General features: G+C 53.6%; 14 protein-coding genes and 1 tRNA gene. 10 read left to right on the top strand and 5 right to left on the bottom strand.

Annotation, left to right across the window (positions count from 1 at the left end; all coding sequences use genetic code 11):
• From HOJ95_17560 to HOJ95_17540, 5 genes are all read left to right on the top strand, one after another.
• The coding region (locus HOJ95_17560; GenBank protein MBT6396502.1) for a hypothetical protein at positions 1 to 949 on the top strand (949 nt) is incomplete at its 5' end.
• 366 nt (positions 950 to 1,315) lie between these two features.
• Positions 1,316 to 1,780 carry a selenoprotein B glycine/betaine/sarcosine/D-proline reductase gene (locus HOJ95_17555; protein MBT6396501.1) on the top strand — a complete coding sequence of 155 codons (465 nt, stop codon included), beginning with the start codon at positions 1,316 to 1,318 and terminating at the stop codon, positions 1,778 to 1,780.
• 18 nt (positions 1,781 to 1,798) lie between these two features.
• Complete coding sequence (locus tag HOJ95_17550; GenBank protein MBT6396500.1) at positions 1,799 to 2,542, top strand: hypothetical protein; 744 nt, start codon at positions 1,799 to 1,801, stop codon at positions 2,540 to 2,542.
• A gap of 100 nt (positions 2,543 to 2,642) precedes the next feature.
• The gene (locus HOJ95_17545) at positions 2,643 to 2,876 is read left to right on the top strand and encodes a hypothetical protein (protein ID MBT6396499.1); all 234 of its coding nucleotides are present in this window, start codon (positions 2,643 to 2,645) and stop codon (positions 2,874 to 2,876) included.
• A gap of 225 nt (positions 2,877 to 3,101) precedes the next feature.
• Positions 3,102 to 4,733 carry an FAD-dependent oxidoreductase gene (locus HOJ95_17540; protein MBT6396498.1) on the top strand — a complete coding sequence of 544 codons (1,632 nt, stop codon included), beginning with the start codon at positions 3,102 to 3,104 and terminating at the stop codon, positions 4,731 to 4,733.
• Positions 4,734 to 4,805: 72 nt separating this feature from the next.
• Here the strand turns inward: HOJ95_17540 and HOJ95_17535 are convergent, their stop codons facing one another.
• Entirely contained in the window at positions 4,806 to 5,984 is a 1,179-nt protein-coding gene (locus HOJ95_17535) for an alpha/beta hydrolase (GenBank protein ID MBT6396497.1), read from the bottom strand.
• A 226-nt stretch (positions 5,985 to 6,210) separates the two neighbouring features.
• Between HOJ95_17535 and HOJ95_17530 the strand changes: the two genes are divergently transcribed.
• Both HOJ95_17530 and HOJ95_17525 read left to right on the top strand, forming a co-directional pair.
• Positions 6,211 to 7,356, top strand: a complete 1,146-nt coding sequence (locus tag HOJ95_17530; GenBank protein ID MBT6396496.1) for an alpha/beta hydrolase — start codon at positions 6,211 to 6,213, stop codon at positions 7,354 to 7,356.
• A 144-nt stretch (positions 7,357 to 7,500) separates the two neighbouring features.
• On the top strand, positions 7,501 to 8,865 hold the full coding sequence (locus HOJ95_17525) for a M20/M25/M40 family metallo-hydrolase (GenBank protein ID MBT6396495.1): 1,365 nt from the start codon (positions 7,501 to 7,503) through the stop codon (positions 8,863 to 8,865).
• A gap of 143 nt (positions 8,866 to 9,008) precedes the next feature.
• On the opposite strand, the gene HOJ95_17520 is transcribed toward HOJ95_17525, so the two are convergent.
• From HOJ95_17520 to HOJ95_17510, 3 genes are all read right to left on the bottom strand, one after another.
• A complete protein-coding gene (locus tag HOJ95_17520; protein ID MBT6396494.1) occupies positions 9,009 to 9,548 on the bottom strand; it encodes a hypothetical protein in 540 nt (179 codons plus the stop codon).
• Positions 9,548 to 9,895, bottom strand: coding sequence for a hypothetical protein (locus tag HOJ95_17515; GenBank protein MBT6396493.1), 348 nt, complete (start codon positions 9,893 to 9,895; stop codon positions 9,548 to 9,550). Before HOJ95_17515 ends, HOJ95_17520 begins: the two co-directional genes overlap by 1 nt.
• Positions 9,896 to 9,982: 87 nt before the next feature.
• Positions 9,983 to 12,103 (bottom strand): tetratricopeptide repeat protein, encoded by a 2,121-nt coding sequence (locus HOJ95_17510; protein MBT6396492.1) that lies wholly within the window; start codon positions 12,101 to 12,103, stop codon positions 9,983 to 9,985.
• 391 nt (positions 12,104 to 12,494) lie between these two features.
• Here HOJ95_17510 and HOJ95_17505 point away from each other — a divergent pair, with 391 nt between their 5' ends.
• Both HOJ95_17505 and HOJ95_17500 read left to right on the top strand, forming a co-directional pair.
• Positions 12,495 to 13,409: an ABC transporter substrate-binding protein gene (locus tag HOJ95_17505; GenBank protein ID MBT6396491.1), complete on the top strand. Its 915-nt coding sequence runs from the start codon at positions 12,495 to 12,497 to the stop codon at positions 13,407 to 13,409.
• A 70-nt stretch (positions 13,410 to 13,479) separates the two neighbouring features.
• A complete protein-coding gene (locus HOJ95_17500) occupies positions 13,480 to 14,565 on the top strand; it encodes a transposase (protein ID MBT6396490.1) in 1,086 nt (361 codons plus the stop codon).
• A 155-nt stretch (positions 14,566 to 14,720) separates the two neighbouring features.
• Here the strand turns inward: HOJ95_17500 and HOJ95_17495 are convergent.
• Positions 14,721 to 14,807, bottom strand: a tRNA-Ser gene (locus tag HOJ95_17495).
• 121 nt (positions 14,808 to 14,928) lie between these two features.
• On the opposite strand from HOJ95_17495, the gene HOJ95_17490 reads away from it, so the two are divergent.
• The coding region (locus HOJ95_17490; protein MBT6396489.1) for a DUF4102 domain-containing protein at positions 14,929 to 15,241 on the top strand (313 nt) is incomplete at its 3' end.

Raw genomic sequence — 15,241 nt, 5'->3', positions numbered from 1 at the left:
TGTCACCATCATCGATCAATGGCCAGCGCACGTCGAGGTGATGAAGGCGAATGGGCTGCATATTGAGATGCCGGACTTGGACCTGAAGATTCCGGTTCGAGCATACCACCTGTGCGAATTGGCTTCTCTGAAGCTCGAGTTTGATATCGTATTCCTCGCCGTCAAGTCCTACGATAATCCTTGGATGCTCCAACTCATAAAGCCCTACCTCAAGAGCGACGGGGTATTGGTCGGCCTTCAAAACAGCATGAACGAAGAACTGAGCATTAGTGTTTTGGGCCCTGAGCGTGTCGTGGGCGCCGTGATCGAACTCTCAGGGGAGATCTTTACGCCTGGCAAGGTCCAGCGCAATACAAGCCGGACGGGTACCTGGTTCGGTGTCGGCGAAATCGATGGAACTATCACGCCCCGCGTGCAGGAGATCCAATCAATTCTGAGCAACGTGGCAGAAGTAGATATTCACCCCAATATTTACAGTGCAAAATGGACCAAGCTCATCGTCAACTCGATGTCCATGGGACCGTTCGGCGTAACCGGCCTCAAAAAAATGGAGGCATCTTATTTGCCTGAAATGCAAGAACTCGCAATGAGACTTGGAAAGGAAGCGATTGAAGTGGGTACAGCTATCGGCTACGGAGTTGAGCCTGTCTTCGGGTTGGACTCAGACGAAATCGCCGGACCTGATGAGCAGGTTCTCAATACGTTGAGCCAGACGCTTTTTCACCACACGGGCAGCAAGTCACGCACCGCCCCCATTCAGGATCACTTGAAAGGCCGCAAGAACGAAATAGAATTCATCAACGGTTTGGTGGCGCGCAGGGGCAAAGAGGCCGGGGTGCCGACACCTTGCAACGATGCCGTGGCCGAGATAGCCCGGCAGATTAACCAAGGGCAGCTCGAGATGGACCCCTCGAACTTTGAAGTGCTCCTGGATAAAGTTCGACCATAAGGCCAGGAAAATTAAACTGCGCTCCGCAAAAGCGCCTTCCCCGTTCAAGCTGCGACGGGGATAAGCCGGCATTAGTGATGAAGCCCGCCAGACATAGGCATCCAGGGCCAAATTACACCCATTCCATGTCCGCAGAGAATAGGGATTTTTCAGGAGCGGTGTGCGGAAGGCCCCGCAGGCCGGGGGAAATGGGCACAGGGGATAGCAAAGAGAAGGTTCGTGATGACTAGTTGGCGATTGACGGAGTCGGCTGCAAACGGTTCTCTGCCAAATTTCTTGTAGAACTGATAAAATACATGAGAGTTGCCAAGGAATTTGTAGCTTATCCGGCGATTATTGACATCTTCATGCTAACAAGGAGCGAAAATGGTACGCTTGGCCGACCTTCCAAAAATTGATCGTGACCATTTAGCGTCAAAGGTCTGCCCACCTTTCGATAGCACGCCGTGGGTCAAAGGTCCGCCTCTCCGTGAACGCCGAGTTGCTGTGATTACCACGTCAGGTATTCATCCTCCCGGACAGCCTACTTTTAAATTTCGCGAATCTTCCTATCGCGTAATTCCCGGAGACACCACGGGTAAAGACTTGGTGATGTCCCACATGTCAGTCAATTATGACCGCACCGGATTCCAGCAGGACGTTAATGTTGTATTTCCTATCGACCGGTTGCGAGAGATGGAAGAGGCCGGAGAAATTGGATCCTTGGCCGACTTTCATTATTCTTTTATGGGCGCCGCCGGGGGGCCAGAGGCATATGAGAAATCAGCCAAAGAAGTTGCGGGTTTGCTGAAGGACGATCAGGTTAATGCGGTTCTTTTCTCGCCGGTCTGACCGAACTGTACGGTCGTCGTGAGCGGCCTGAGCCATTTCATCGAAAAAGAAGGCGTCCCGACAACGGGCATCAGCCTTGTACGCGAACATACAGTGGGCTACCGGCCTCCACGCTTTCTTTGGGTTCCCTTTGAATTGGGCCGCCCGTTCGGCGCGCCCAATGCCCCTGAATTTCAGACAAAAGTAATTCGATCGGCGCTGGGTTTGCTCGAGTCGAACGAAGGGCCCGTTTTGCTTGAGGACTTTCCCGAAGACGCCCCTTCCCCCGGCAATGGACACGAAGAGGAGGCAGGAGGCTGGGTCTGCCCCGTGAATCTCTCACCCCCGCCTGAGGAGCGAGGAGAGCTTGAGGCGGCCATTACCGAGGAAATGGGCCGCCTTGCGCCGTGGTATGACCTCGCCTTGAGCACCCGGGGGCGCTCGACAGTCGGGGCGAGCGGCCTGGACATCGAATCAGCCACCAAATTGTTGATCGATTTTATTGAAGGGTCGGCGAAAAATCCCTGTCCCGAACGGAGCTTTGGTGAAACATTGAAATTTGCTTCAGAAGACATCAAAGCATGGTACATGGAGGCCGCTACCGCTCAGCCCGGCAAATCAACCAGCCAGGATCTCAATAACTGGTTTTGGGAGGAAACGGTCGCAGGAAAATTGTTTATCGATGTGCATACTACCGGCTCGACGATGGACGATGAAAAAATAAAAAGATTTGCTAACGAATATACTGTGCCTCGTTCACAAAAACACCGACTGGACGAATAATCACCTCTCTACAATCCCATCAAAAATTTAAGTCCAAATAAAACTAAGGAATTGGCTGGCCATCGCAGCGGAAGCTGAGCACATACGAAAAACAATCGACATGTTTCCTCCCCCAACCGGACCGGATTTTTCACACTGTGAATTTGGGGTTAATCAGGATAAATTACGCACGGCCCATGGTGCAGAGAATCGGGTATTTCAGGAGCAGCGCCCAAAAAACCCCACTTACCGCAAGAAATTGGAACAAGACATAGCAGAGAGAAAAATTGATGATTTAAAAGTGGCGGTGGAGGGAGTCTCCTGCGAAACCTTCTCCACCAATTTTCCTGTTTAACAGGGAAAATACAGGGAAATTTTACGTTTTTAGCCATTTCTACCGGAAAATCCCCTGTATATGCCTATGAATTAAAGAGTTTTAGAATTTCGACCAGAAATAGGAACAGGGAAATATTTTGAACTATCAGGGAATTCGGTTATGACCGGCCCTTACTGTCAGGATTAGTAATTCGCCATACACACCCCATATAATCCAGCCAATACTGACACGGAGGGTACGTCGATGCAGAGCTGGGCTATTAGCGAAAGAATTCACTGTGACGTTCTCGTCATCGGCAGCGGCGCGGCCGGACTGCGGGCAGCCATCGAAGCTGCCCGCCAAGGCCAGAATGTTCTCATCGCCTGCAAGTCCAATGGCGGGCGCGGCACCTCCACCCACATTGCAAATGGCGGCTTCCGTGTCGCGCATGAAGACTTCTCCCGCGAGGAGCACTTTGAGCTGGTCATGAAAGGCGGCCGCTTCATCAACGACCGCCGAAAGGTCCGAATTCTCGCCGAGGAAGCTCCCGCCGCCTACGAGGAGATGGAGCGCCTCGGCGTCACCTTTCGCCGCGAGGGCGCCATGCCCTCCTTCCCGGGCGGAAAAGCCATCATCCAAGCCCTTGAGAAAGAGGCCGCGCGCCTCGGAGTAAAAACCCTCAAATCCACCGCCATCGTCGAACTGCTCCGGGAAGGAGATCGGGTGTGCGGCGCCATCGCATACGACACCGGTGTGGGTGCCTTCAAGACCTTGCTTGCCCCCGCCACCATCCTCGCCACGGGCGGCGCGGGCGCACTCTACAGCTTCTGCGATAACCCGCCCCACGCCACCGGAGACGGCTATTATCTCGGCCTTGCCGCTGGTGCAAGGCTCACCGGCATGGAGTTCGTTCAGTTTTACCCCCTCGGAGCCTATCAACCCGAGCGGACCGCGCTCCTCTTCCCCCCTGTTCTCGGCAACCTCGGGGTCATCCGCAATGCGGGCGGCGAGGACATCTACCAAAAGTACGGTATTACCGCATGGCCCGCCGCCTCCCTCGCACGTGACATCACCTCCCGCGCCTTGTACAGCGAAATTGACCGAGGAGCAGGGGTGGGTGGCGCACTTCTTCTCGACCTGCGCGAAATGACCGAGGAAGACTGGGCCTCCTCTCCCGGGGTCCAAGAAAAGCGACCTTATTTCCGCCGCCGCTTCAATTGCGACGAAGAACCACTCCGGATCATACCGGTCTCCCACTACACAATGGGCGGCATAGTGATTGACGACTGGGGAAGAACCGGTGTCGAGGGTCTGTTCGCGGCGGGAGAGACCACCGGCGGCACCCACGGCGCGAACCGAATCGGCGGCAACGCCATTCCCGAGGCCCTCATCTTCGGCACCCGGGCCGGGCAAACCGCCTCCCGCCTCTCGGAAAAAACGGGCGGAGGCACATCCCCTTCCGAAAGTGTTATTTCCGATACGGTGGATCGGTGGCGGGAGACATTTTCCGAAACGGGCGGGGAAAGCGCGGAAGACATGCTCGACGGGGTGCGTGGTGAAGTATGGGAAAATGTGGGGATCATACGGGAGGGTGATAGGCTCCGTAGCGCCCTTGAATCTTTCGATGCACTGGAGCGTGATGGATTACCCCGCCTCCCTACATCCACACCGAGAGAAATTATCGCCGCTCTCGAGGTGCGCTCGCTCCTCCTCATTGCGCGAATGGCCGCCGGCGCCGCCCTTTTACGAGAGGAAAGCCGCGGGGCCCACTATCGCTCGGATTTTCCCGAAGAGGTGGAGGACGAATTGTTCAACACAGTGGTCCGGCTCGACAGTGAGAACCTCAATTTTGAGAAAATCGAGGTTCTGAACGTCGGAGGGGCTGAAAATGGATAGCCATGCCCCACCAGATTAAATTCACCATTACACCGCGATATCCTCAACCCTCTTCAGTCCGGGAGAGGCAAATCAAGCCCTGAGCTTTTCTTTTAGCCAGTCTCCCATGTAGTGAACGACAGGCGAAATGTAATCGATGTGGCAGTGCTGGGCGCCGCCATCGAGACCCTTGTAAACCCTCATGGTTTTGTCCTTGGAGCCGACTGCCCTAAAAAGCGCCCTTGCGTCCTTCATCGGTATCTGTTGATCGTCTACTCCGTGAACTAGCAGAAACGGGCACTTCATTTTCTGGACCACACCATCGAGCCGAAAGCCCTCGAGTTTATTCAGCGCCTCATCCATCGTCTTTACATCGAAGCTCCACGTCAGGTGGTGGCCCGGAACGGGAAGCTGGGAGTGAAAAGCCGCCTTAATCCGTCGGCTCCAGGTGGCGTGATAATCCCATATCGCACCCCACGCGACGCAGGCCTTGAAGCGGGGCTCCATACTGGCGGTTCGGGGCGCATAATACCCCCCCAGGCTCGGTGCCACAATGGCCGCTTTTTTCGCATTCACATCCTTTCGCTTTTCAAGGTAATCGAGGGCGGCTGCACCAGCCACCTCGTAATCGTGGCGAAGGTGAATCTTCCGGAAACGAATGGACTCCCCTACACCTGGGCTATCTACGATAAGACAACTCATACCGCGCCGGGTAAACGCGTCAGCCGCCCAGTTGAGGCTCATCTCTTTCGTGCCGTCGAATCCGTTATAGAGCACGACAACGGGCGGCTTCGCCTTTCGCGTGTTTTCCGCCGGGACGAAATAGGCCGCGAGTTTCTTTTTCCCTTCGAATGGAATGTCCAGCACTTCGATCCGCGGCCGGTCGGTCAGACGGGCATAACGCTTGAAGGAATCTATGGACAAGCGATAGGCATCAAGCGCCTTTTTATCTTTCGGAAACCGAAAGCGATCGCCCATTTGATAGTAGTTGGAGGCACGCTTGTGAAAGGAGGCTGCCGAGAGCGCATTGCCCCTTCGCTCCTCGGATAATGCGCTCTTTCGCAATCTGTCCGCCATCCGGATCCATTCGCGGAACCATAGGCCGTCATTTCCCACGTTCCGCATGAGTCGGCGGCATATCTGATCAATCTCGCCAATATCCGATGCCCCTGCCGACGCACCGGCCATGGCGGCGACAACATTAAAAGACCACCTGTAATCCTCGGGGAAGTAGGCAAACCACGATTTATTCCGAATCGCTTTAACGACCATCAGTTTCACTCCTCTCCTGATTTCGAATCGGGCCTTCATCAAAACAACGCAAGAAAAACCCGAATCACCAGTCAAAATGACTCATGAGATTGTTCAACAACCTAATATTACCATCAAATGATCGTGGTTTGGCGAGCGTACAATTCAAGTTCGAGCGAACCCGAATTATTTCGATCTGTGATAAATTACGACTTTCATCAAACAACGAAAAATAGAGGAGCATGCAATGAGCAGGACACATGCGGACGCCAAGTGGTTCACCTATTTTCCGGATAACCTCCGCTGGTCGCTGTCCATATGCTGGATGATCTCCTGCGCCCGGTGGGGAGCCTCCGAAATTGGAGAAATCGATCAGGTGGGTCGGCGCCTGGGCAAAAAACTGGGGGACGACGCACATTGGCTCCGCGAATGGTCCGCGATGGGCAACAGGGTATTTGCGCTAGCCGAGAAGGAACAAAACCAAGGCCACAACCTGACCGCCGCCGCGCATTACCTAAGGGCCTGCTACTACTTTCAGATGGGTGAGCGCTTGATCTCTCCGAAAAACAAGAAAGCCCTCAACATCTATCGAAAATCGATTGATTGTTTCCGCCGGTATGCCCGGTTGACCGACCGGCCCCGCATTCAGCCCGTGGAAATTCCCTACGGGAAGGGAAAGAAGCTGCCCGCATATCTTGTACATGCCGAAAATACCAAAAAGACAAAACCGCCCGTTGTCGTCTTTTTTGACGGCCGTGACGTCACCAAGGAGATTCAGTACATCTGCGGCGTGCAGGATCTCGTCCGGCGGGGCATGAGTTGCCTTATCGTGGACGGGCCGGGCACGGGCGAATCCGTTCGCTTCCGCGATATCTACCTGCGCCACGATTACGAAGTGGCTGGATCGGCCGCGCTCGATTATCTGGAGACACGCAAGGACGTGAATGCCAAAAAGACGGGTGTACTGGGAATCAGCCTGGGGGGCTACTATGCCACCCGGGCGGCCAGCTTGGAGCCGCGCTACAAGGCCTGCGTCGCCTGGGGCGCGAATTGGGAATATCAGAAAACCTGGAAAGTCCGCGGCATCCCTGCTCATTCCTACATGGAAATCATGAACGCCCACTCGCAAGAAGAAATGCAAGTGGAGTTCGATAAATTCTCCCTCAAAGGGGTGGCCGGAAAAATGCGGTGTCCATTTCTCCTCACGCACGGCGCGGACGATCAAATGGTGCCCATGCGGGAAGCCCGCGCTCATTTCAGAGCGGTTGGCTCCAAGGACAAGACGTTCCGCGTTTTTTCAGCACGCGAGGGCGGAGCGCAACACTGCCAGATCGACAACATGACCCTGGGGACCACCTGCATCCAAGATTGGCTACAGGAAAAACTCAAATAAGATGTACACTTTGCGTAAAGCAAGATATTTGAAAAATTCAGAAACACCCGCCAAGGTTGCCATCCGGCATACCCATCCAGCGAACGAATCTTCATCTCACTCGATGCGGGAATGGAAATTTGTCAATGAGAGGATAATCCGATAATGAGCGAAAATGCAGAACTGGACTCAATTTTTCAGTATATCGACAATCACACGGAAGAAATTGTATCCGACCTCCAGGAACTCTGCCGCCAGCCGAGCATTTCCACCACGCACACCGGCATCGAGGAGATGGCTGGCCTGGTTCATAGCCGCCTTGAGCGTGCGGGGCTGAATGCCGCTTTTCACGAAACGGACGGACACCCAATTGTGACCGGAAAACTTGAGGGCGCATCCCTCAAAACACTTCTTTTCTACAACCATTACGACGTCCAGCCCGCCGAGCCCCTGGAGGAATGGACAAGCCCACCATTCGAGGCACGGGTGGTGGATGGCCATGTCATCGCCCGCGGGGCGACCGACAACAAAGGCAACATCATCAGCCGCCTTGCGGCGTTCGAGGCGTTTCTGGCGGTACGGGGAAAGCTGCCCTGTTCGATCAAGTATCTCATCGAGGGCGAAGAGGAAATCGGTAGCCCTTCCCTTGAGAATTTCATCATCAACAACAGGGAAATGCTCGAAGCGGACGGGTGCATATGGGAGGACAACACTGTAAGAGAGCACATACCCGTACTGGCACTCGGAAACAAGGGGCTCTGCTACCTGGAACTTCGCTGCCGGACGGCAAACGTCGATTTTCATTCAAGCAACGCGCAAATGTATGAAAACGCCGCATGGCGCATCGCCTGGGCGCTTGCTTCAATGAAGGACCAAGACGAAAACGTACTCGTCGAAGGTTTTTACGATGGCATCGAGCCGCTCACCGAAAAAGAAGAAGAGTTGGTGAACAAAATTCCCCCTTACGACGGTAAAACCCGCAGAGAAAATTTCGAACTTCGCCGCTTCGCCCTCGATATGCCCGATGAAGAACTGGCCCGGCGCCACCTGGTCCATCCGTCTTTCAATATCGCCGGATTCGACGCTGGCTACACGGGTGAGGGCGTCAAGACCATCGTATCGGGGAGAGCCCGGGCCAAAATCGATTGCCGCCTCGTTGTGGGTCAAACCCCCGAAAAGATTCACGATTGTATTCGGCGTCATCTCGACAAAAACGGTTTTGAGGATATTGAAACGGAACTTCTCTTCAGCTCACTTCCCGCAAAAAGTGACCCTGAAAGCGACGTCGTCAAAGCCTGCGCCGAATCCTCCCGCCGGCTATACGGGGAGGAGCCAATTATCAACCCGTTCGGGAACGGCAGCACACCTACGTGGATCGTCATCAAGCATCTGGACTTGCCGCTGTCGTCCACAGGGGTGGGTTGCATCACCTCGCGGACGCACAGTGCGAATGAAAACGTAAAAATCGAACACCTGATCATGGGAGCGAAATACATGGCGGGAATTTGCGAATCATTTGGCACAAAGTAATTGCCCTATCGAGCCTTTGGGCAACCTGTGTACGGCGAATTGATAACTCCAGCTAAAAATCAGGCATTTTCTCGCCCTGCGCTAGAACGTCATCCCTCTTAACTTCACCCAACTGGGATTTCGCCACACATAAAGAAGGTCCTTTAGTTCGAATTCGCGGTTTCTACTTCTTTAGCGAACAGCCCAAAAGCGGACACTGGGCCTACCTTCATCACCCCTTCGTCTCGAAAAAACAAATACAGATCACTCTTGCGCGTGAGTAGTTCCGCTCCCTTTCCTTTCAGGAACGAATACCCTCTCGCCTTATCGTATATGTATCCGACTCGCTTTTTGGTGGAATAGAAAAGCCCCGACGGGGGAACCATAGCAAGAGAGGTAATCTTTTCCGATGCTCGGTAAACCAAGCTCAACGGCTTGCCCGGGCTGAAAAGATAAACTTCCTCCTTCATCGCAAGGAACGTTAACGTACCATTTCCTGAAACCGCCCCGATGGGCTCCGGGGCACGCATCAAATGCACAAGCCCGCGGCTGATGTCATAGACGTAGAGCGACCCGCTTCCTCCGCCGTAAAGATAAACCTGCCTCCCATTCACGGTCTTAACCTGCATCCCTGCTTCAGGGAGTTGGCTCAACGTCTCAAAACCGCTATCGGCGAATACCCCGAGACGCTTACCCCAGACCATCAGCAAAGCGTCACCACCCAAGCAAACCGGTCGACTTTATCCACCTCCCGAATTAGGAGCAATTTGGTTCTTCCACGCCGGGCCGGATCGAATGAGATGAGTCGGTTGCGGTACAACAAATAAGGGACCCCGCGCCAGTTAACATCGAAAAGAATGTTTTTGCTATGAATATCGCCAGGCAACTCATCCAAACGGAAAAGGAAAGAAACTTTGAGCCCCGCTGGGAATATCGCTTCATAAGAAAGCGGTTTCCCTCGGGGAAGAAATGGCAACCTATCGTATTCGCTGTAGTAATACCCACCGAACAAAACGGCAATGAGGAAACCGACGCTGATCAAAACTTTCATTTTTCACCATCGAACCAGCTGGGGTAACCTGGCCCCACACTTTTGCCGTCTTTCCAGTTCAGAATAGCGAATACGCGGCTTTTCTCTTTACGGTTGCCGTTCGATCCTCCGAAAAGACCCCCCCCCCTTGATCCGGGAAGTAACTTCGTTTTTGGAGGTCTTAAGGGCAAGATTGCGCCATTTGTTCCCGATTTTTTTGTAGAGACCTCCACGGCGATCGGCTACATCGTCGTGCAGACGGTCACTTACGGCGCTCTCATTCCCTTCTCGAATAGTGTCGAACAACCCTATGAGACCCCATTTCGTCACCGCATCGAATTCTTTCTTCATATCTTGATACTTCTTGCCTACTGATCTCACGACTCGCGCCCCGGGAATACGTTTCGCGATCTCATCGGTGGATTTTTCCTTCATCCAGTCAGTGATCTCTTTACTCTCTTTCTTCTTCGCGTTCCGCAACGACCTGGAGATTTTTTGGGCAAAATCGACAAGAGGCTGGGCGGCGAACTGTGTGACTGGATCCGCCGTTCCTTCTTTCACGCTGGCGAATCTATTCCGAACCGACCGCCAGGCAGAGGCAGAACCACTAATGACCGAATCCGTCACATGCTTGCCATAATCGAAAGCGGAACGAGCCGCATTCTCAGCAACCTCACCGGCCGATCGGACTGCCTTGTTGTCGGTAACAGCATTGGCGATTCGTGCTACAGGTATAAAGACCGGATCGAGCACCCGCAAATAGCTACTGTTGTAGGACCGTGTTTTGCGCAAATTACGGTGGGCGATTTTGTCTTTCGGATTCAGGGCAAGGGATTTCCGATAAGCCTCCTCGGCTTCTTTTGTCTTGCCTTTCCTCCATAAGATGTTGCCCAGGTTGTTCCAGGCGGCGCTGTTCTTCGGATCTGAGCGAAGAATCTTGAGATAAACCTGCTCGGCGTCCTTGTCGCTGCCCTTTTCGCTGAGAGCAAATGCCCGATCGAAATCGCGGGATCGCTGAAGCCTCTCCATGTTTCCCTGGGCGGTCTTGTAATTCTGATTATGCTCCAAGGCCTTTCGGTAGGCCGCCTCGGCTTCTTTCTTCCGTCCCATATTCCATAAGGCATTGCCTAGGTTATTCCAGGCGCGAGAATTGCCCGGATGTTTTTCGAGAAATTTTCGGTACGCTCTCATGGCCTCGCCTGGCTTGCCTCGTTTATTAAGATCATCAGCTTCGCTGATCGCACGATCCGATGTCCATTTCTGAAATCGACTGAATTCAGAACGGATATAATGATCGCCAGGATAACGAGCTATTGCGTCGCGATAAGCGCGCTCAGCATCTTCAATTCGGCCCATCTTCTTCAAAGACTCTGCGATTCGCCGCATGGCACGGAGGGCCAGATTCTTTGGAGGATTGCTCCGAAGATAGGCACGAAGATCACGAATGGCGGTGGAATAGTCGCCCTTTTTAAACGCTAAGCCAGCACGTTCATATGCCTTTCTCTCAGCATCACGTTTTGCCTGGAGGCGGCGGCGCTCCACCTGATCTCGTAAGTTTTTCAGATTGTTCCTTGCACTCTTCGCATTCTGTTCAATGGAGAGCGCTCTCAGATATGCCTGCTCAGCATCGCGCTCTTTGCCAAGATCCCAAAGAATATTTCCCAGATTATTCCAAGCGGCATCATTACGAGGATTCAGTCGGAGCACCTCGCGGTAGGCCCGTTCAGCCTCATGATTTCTCTTTTGCTTCCTCAGATTCCAGGCGCGACCCCAGGCGAGGTTTTTTAGCGAACTCTTCAGATTGTTGCGGGCATGTTTGTTGTTGGGATTGAGCTTCAAGGCTTTGCGGTAGTAGGCCAAAGCTTTGCTGTAGTTCTTCCATTTCCAATAGATATTGGCCAGGTTGTTGTGGGCCATGCTATCGCTAGGATTTATTCGAATTACCTGAAGATAGGCTTGCTCCGCCTCACGCAGCCGGCCCGCCTTCGCGGCGTTCCAGGCTTTTTGGAAATACGGGTGGGCTCGTTGGGCCGGTGTGGGAGGAGGTGGAGGTATGTAAGTACGTCTGCCTCCCTGGGGTGCACCGCGGCAGTAGTTATTCCAACTCCCGCAGATGTTCGACTTCCTTCCCCAAGCAGCCGAGGCGGGATGGACATCAAACAGAAAAGCGAGGAGAAGCGGAATAACAGAAAAGAGGAACAACCTCTTGGGGCAACGAAAAATGCTCATAAATCCGTGTGCTCCACAATAATTAAAGCTCTGAAAATTCAATACTTTTAAGATCAGATCTAAATCTAACCACAAAGAGTTGTGCTCCGCAAAACTCTATCTCAAGTCAGGCTGCAAGAAGAACTACCCGATAATCATGATGAAGCCCGCTCATCACCAGCTGTACTCCGCAAAAAATTAAACCCACACGAATTCAAGGCTTTTAGCGTCTGATGAATCGCACATTCAGTCAACAATTTATGATTCGATTGTGGGTTAGGTAACGGATCGTCCCCATCAAGCCACCCACAGCCCCCGAGGAAGAATAAAGAGGTGGATTTTGCTAAGCAGAGAGCGTTGCCGCATAATTCCGGTACAATTCGGTTGAGTGGGGTCCAAAGGAGATGTTTGAATGGTTGAAACCATAGGCGTTTGTCACTCGGCGCAGGGGGCGGCCAATGCAATCATGGCGCTCGGCGTCGCAGCCGGGGTCTTCGCCGAGGAAGGACTCGACGTCATCATGGAAGAGGTTCCCCGCACGGGAGATGCGGTGAAAAGGCTCTTGGCGGGCACAACGGAATTTGTGGTTGTCGGTGCGGTGCCGATTTTAAGTGCAGCATATGAGGGCCATCATCCGGTCATTGTCATGAGTATCGAGGCCGAGAACGTGTTCGGTATCATAGGGGCACGATCTATCGGCTCCTCTGAAGACTTGAGGGACAAGACCATCGCCATCAGCGGCCGGGGGGAACAGGACGACATCATGATCCGCCGCGCGCTTTCCGAATGGAGGATCGATCCGAACAGGGGTGTGACCTTCATGGAATACGCCAGCCGGGGCGGATGCTGGCAGGCAATCGTCTCAGGCGAGGCCGCGGCGATGTGTGCGACCATTCCCCAGCCAATCCTTGCACGAGCTATCGGCCTGCCGGTGCTCAAGGACTTTGCCCAATTGCACGAGCCTCTTCAGGCGGGCTGCGTAACGACAACTCGTGCCTACATTGACGCTAGGCCCGACATCGTGCGCCGCTTTCTCACCGGCCAACTTCGTGCAGTTCGGTTGTTCCAGAAAGATTTTGAGGCGGCTCTGCCGCATTTGATTGCTCGCAGCAAACTCGATGATGTCGCGGTCTTGCGCGAAACACATCGATTATTCGCACACGCTGCGGAGAACTACGTTCCCAACCCGGCAGCCTCGTCTACTGTCCTGCGTAACCTATCGGAAGCCCGTGGCGAGCCCATCGATGTCGATCTCGAAAAGATCATCGACCCCACATTCGCCATGGCATTGGAGGGTCGCGCGCCTTACGTGTGCATGGCGAATTAGTATTTCCAGCTGAAAATCAGGGTTTTCGTCGGCTTGCGCCGAATGACAATTCTTCCTAACCTTCCCCGCCATGGAGAATTTATTCGTTGTTTTCGCCCACATCCTGGCCACGATTGCCAAACTGCTCAGTCCTGGCGGCGCGAAGGCGCTCGTTTCCGAAAATCTCCTTCTGAAGCAGCAACTTCTCGTCATCAACCGGTCCCGGCTACGGGCACCCAAACTCACGCCTCTTGACCGGCTCTTCTTGGGATTCCTGGCAACTCTTCTTGGTCCACGGCGCACCTCACGGTCGGCCATTACCATCAGACCGTCGACGATCCTGGGATTTCACCAGGTACTAAAGAAACGGAAATATCGCCTTCTCTACTCCTCTAAAAGAAGAAGCAAACCAGGGCCCAAGGGACCGTCATCAGAGCTCATCCAGCTTATCCTGGAGATGAAGCACCGAAATTCCAGGTTCGGCACTACCAGAATCGCGCAGGAAATCGCCAGAACCTTTGGCATCGACATCGATAAAGATGTCGTGAGGCGCGTACTTGCCAAGAATTATCGGCCAGAGCCAGGAGATGGGCCCTCATGGCTCACCTTTATTGGTCACTTGAAGGATAGTCTTTGGAGCGTCGACCTGTTCCGGTGCGAATCCATTTCCCTCAAAACCCACTGGGTCCTGGTTGTCATGGACCAGTTCACCCGGCACATCATCGGCTTTGGTGTGCACAAAGGCGATGTCGATGGCCCCGCGCTATGCCAAATGTTCAATCAGGCCACGATCGGTAAAGGCGTGCCCCGCTATCTCAGCTCTGATCACGATCCCTTGTTCCGCTACCACCAGTGGAGGGCCAATCTGCGGATTCGGAAAATTGATGGGATTAAAACCGTTCCCCATGTACCGATTTCCCATCCTTTTACCGAACGACTCGTTGGCACCATACGGAGGGAGTTTCTGGACCAGACTCTTTTCTGGAACGAGCGCGATCTGGAAGAGAAGCTGGGGGAGTTTCAGGATTACTACAACGGCCACCGGGTTCATCAGGCACTGAACCTGAAAACACCCGATGAAGTCGCCGGGCAGGGACCACCTACTCTGGCAGAATTGAGCAATTCTGCGTGGCTGTCACATTGCCGGAGTCTGTTTCAGACACCGATCATCGCTTGATTAGGAATTCGCCATGCACAGGCTTCTGGGGCCAAATTACCCCCATTCCACAGCCGTAGAGAATTTGGAGATTACCGGAACAGTGCCCGAAAGGCCCCGCTTGTCGCGGGAAATGGGCACAGAGAATAACAAAGAGAAGGTTCGTGATGACTGTTTGGCGGAGAGGGAGGGATTCGAACCCCCGGTACGGTTGCCCGCACAACAGATTTCGAGTCTGTAGGTTATACTTTCCCTCCCTTTCCTTATACCCTATATTCCTTGACAAATAGGCATTTGTCGCCCTATATTCCTTCCTGTAGATTCCGCTCACTTGCTGACATGTGCTGACATAGTGCTGACACGGATTTTGAGGCCTACTCACAGATGAACCTCACCAAGCGGACCATCGATGCACTTAAGCCTCCCGAGAAGGGGTACACCCTCTATTGGGACTCCAAGTTGCCAGGCTTCGGTGTGCGGGTAACATCCTCCGGCATGATCTCATTCGTCCTGAACTATCGGGTAAAGGGGCGCGAGCGACGTTACACAATCGGTCGCTATGGCGAAATAACTCCCACTAAAGCTCGCGAAGAAGCAATGCGCATCAAATCGGAGGTGCGAGGAGGAACTGATCCCCTGGCAGACCGTGCGAAGGGCCGAAATGAACCCACTTTCTACAATCTCGCCGATGAGTACG

The sequence above is a fragment of the Nitrospinaceae bacterium genome (genome assembly GCA_018669005.1).
Lineage (GTDB): Bacteria > UBA8248 > UBA8248 > UBA8248 > UBA8248 > UBA8248.
This window is presented reverse-complemented; position numbering and strand designations above follow the sequence as displayed.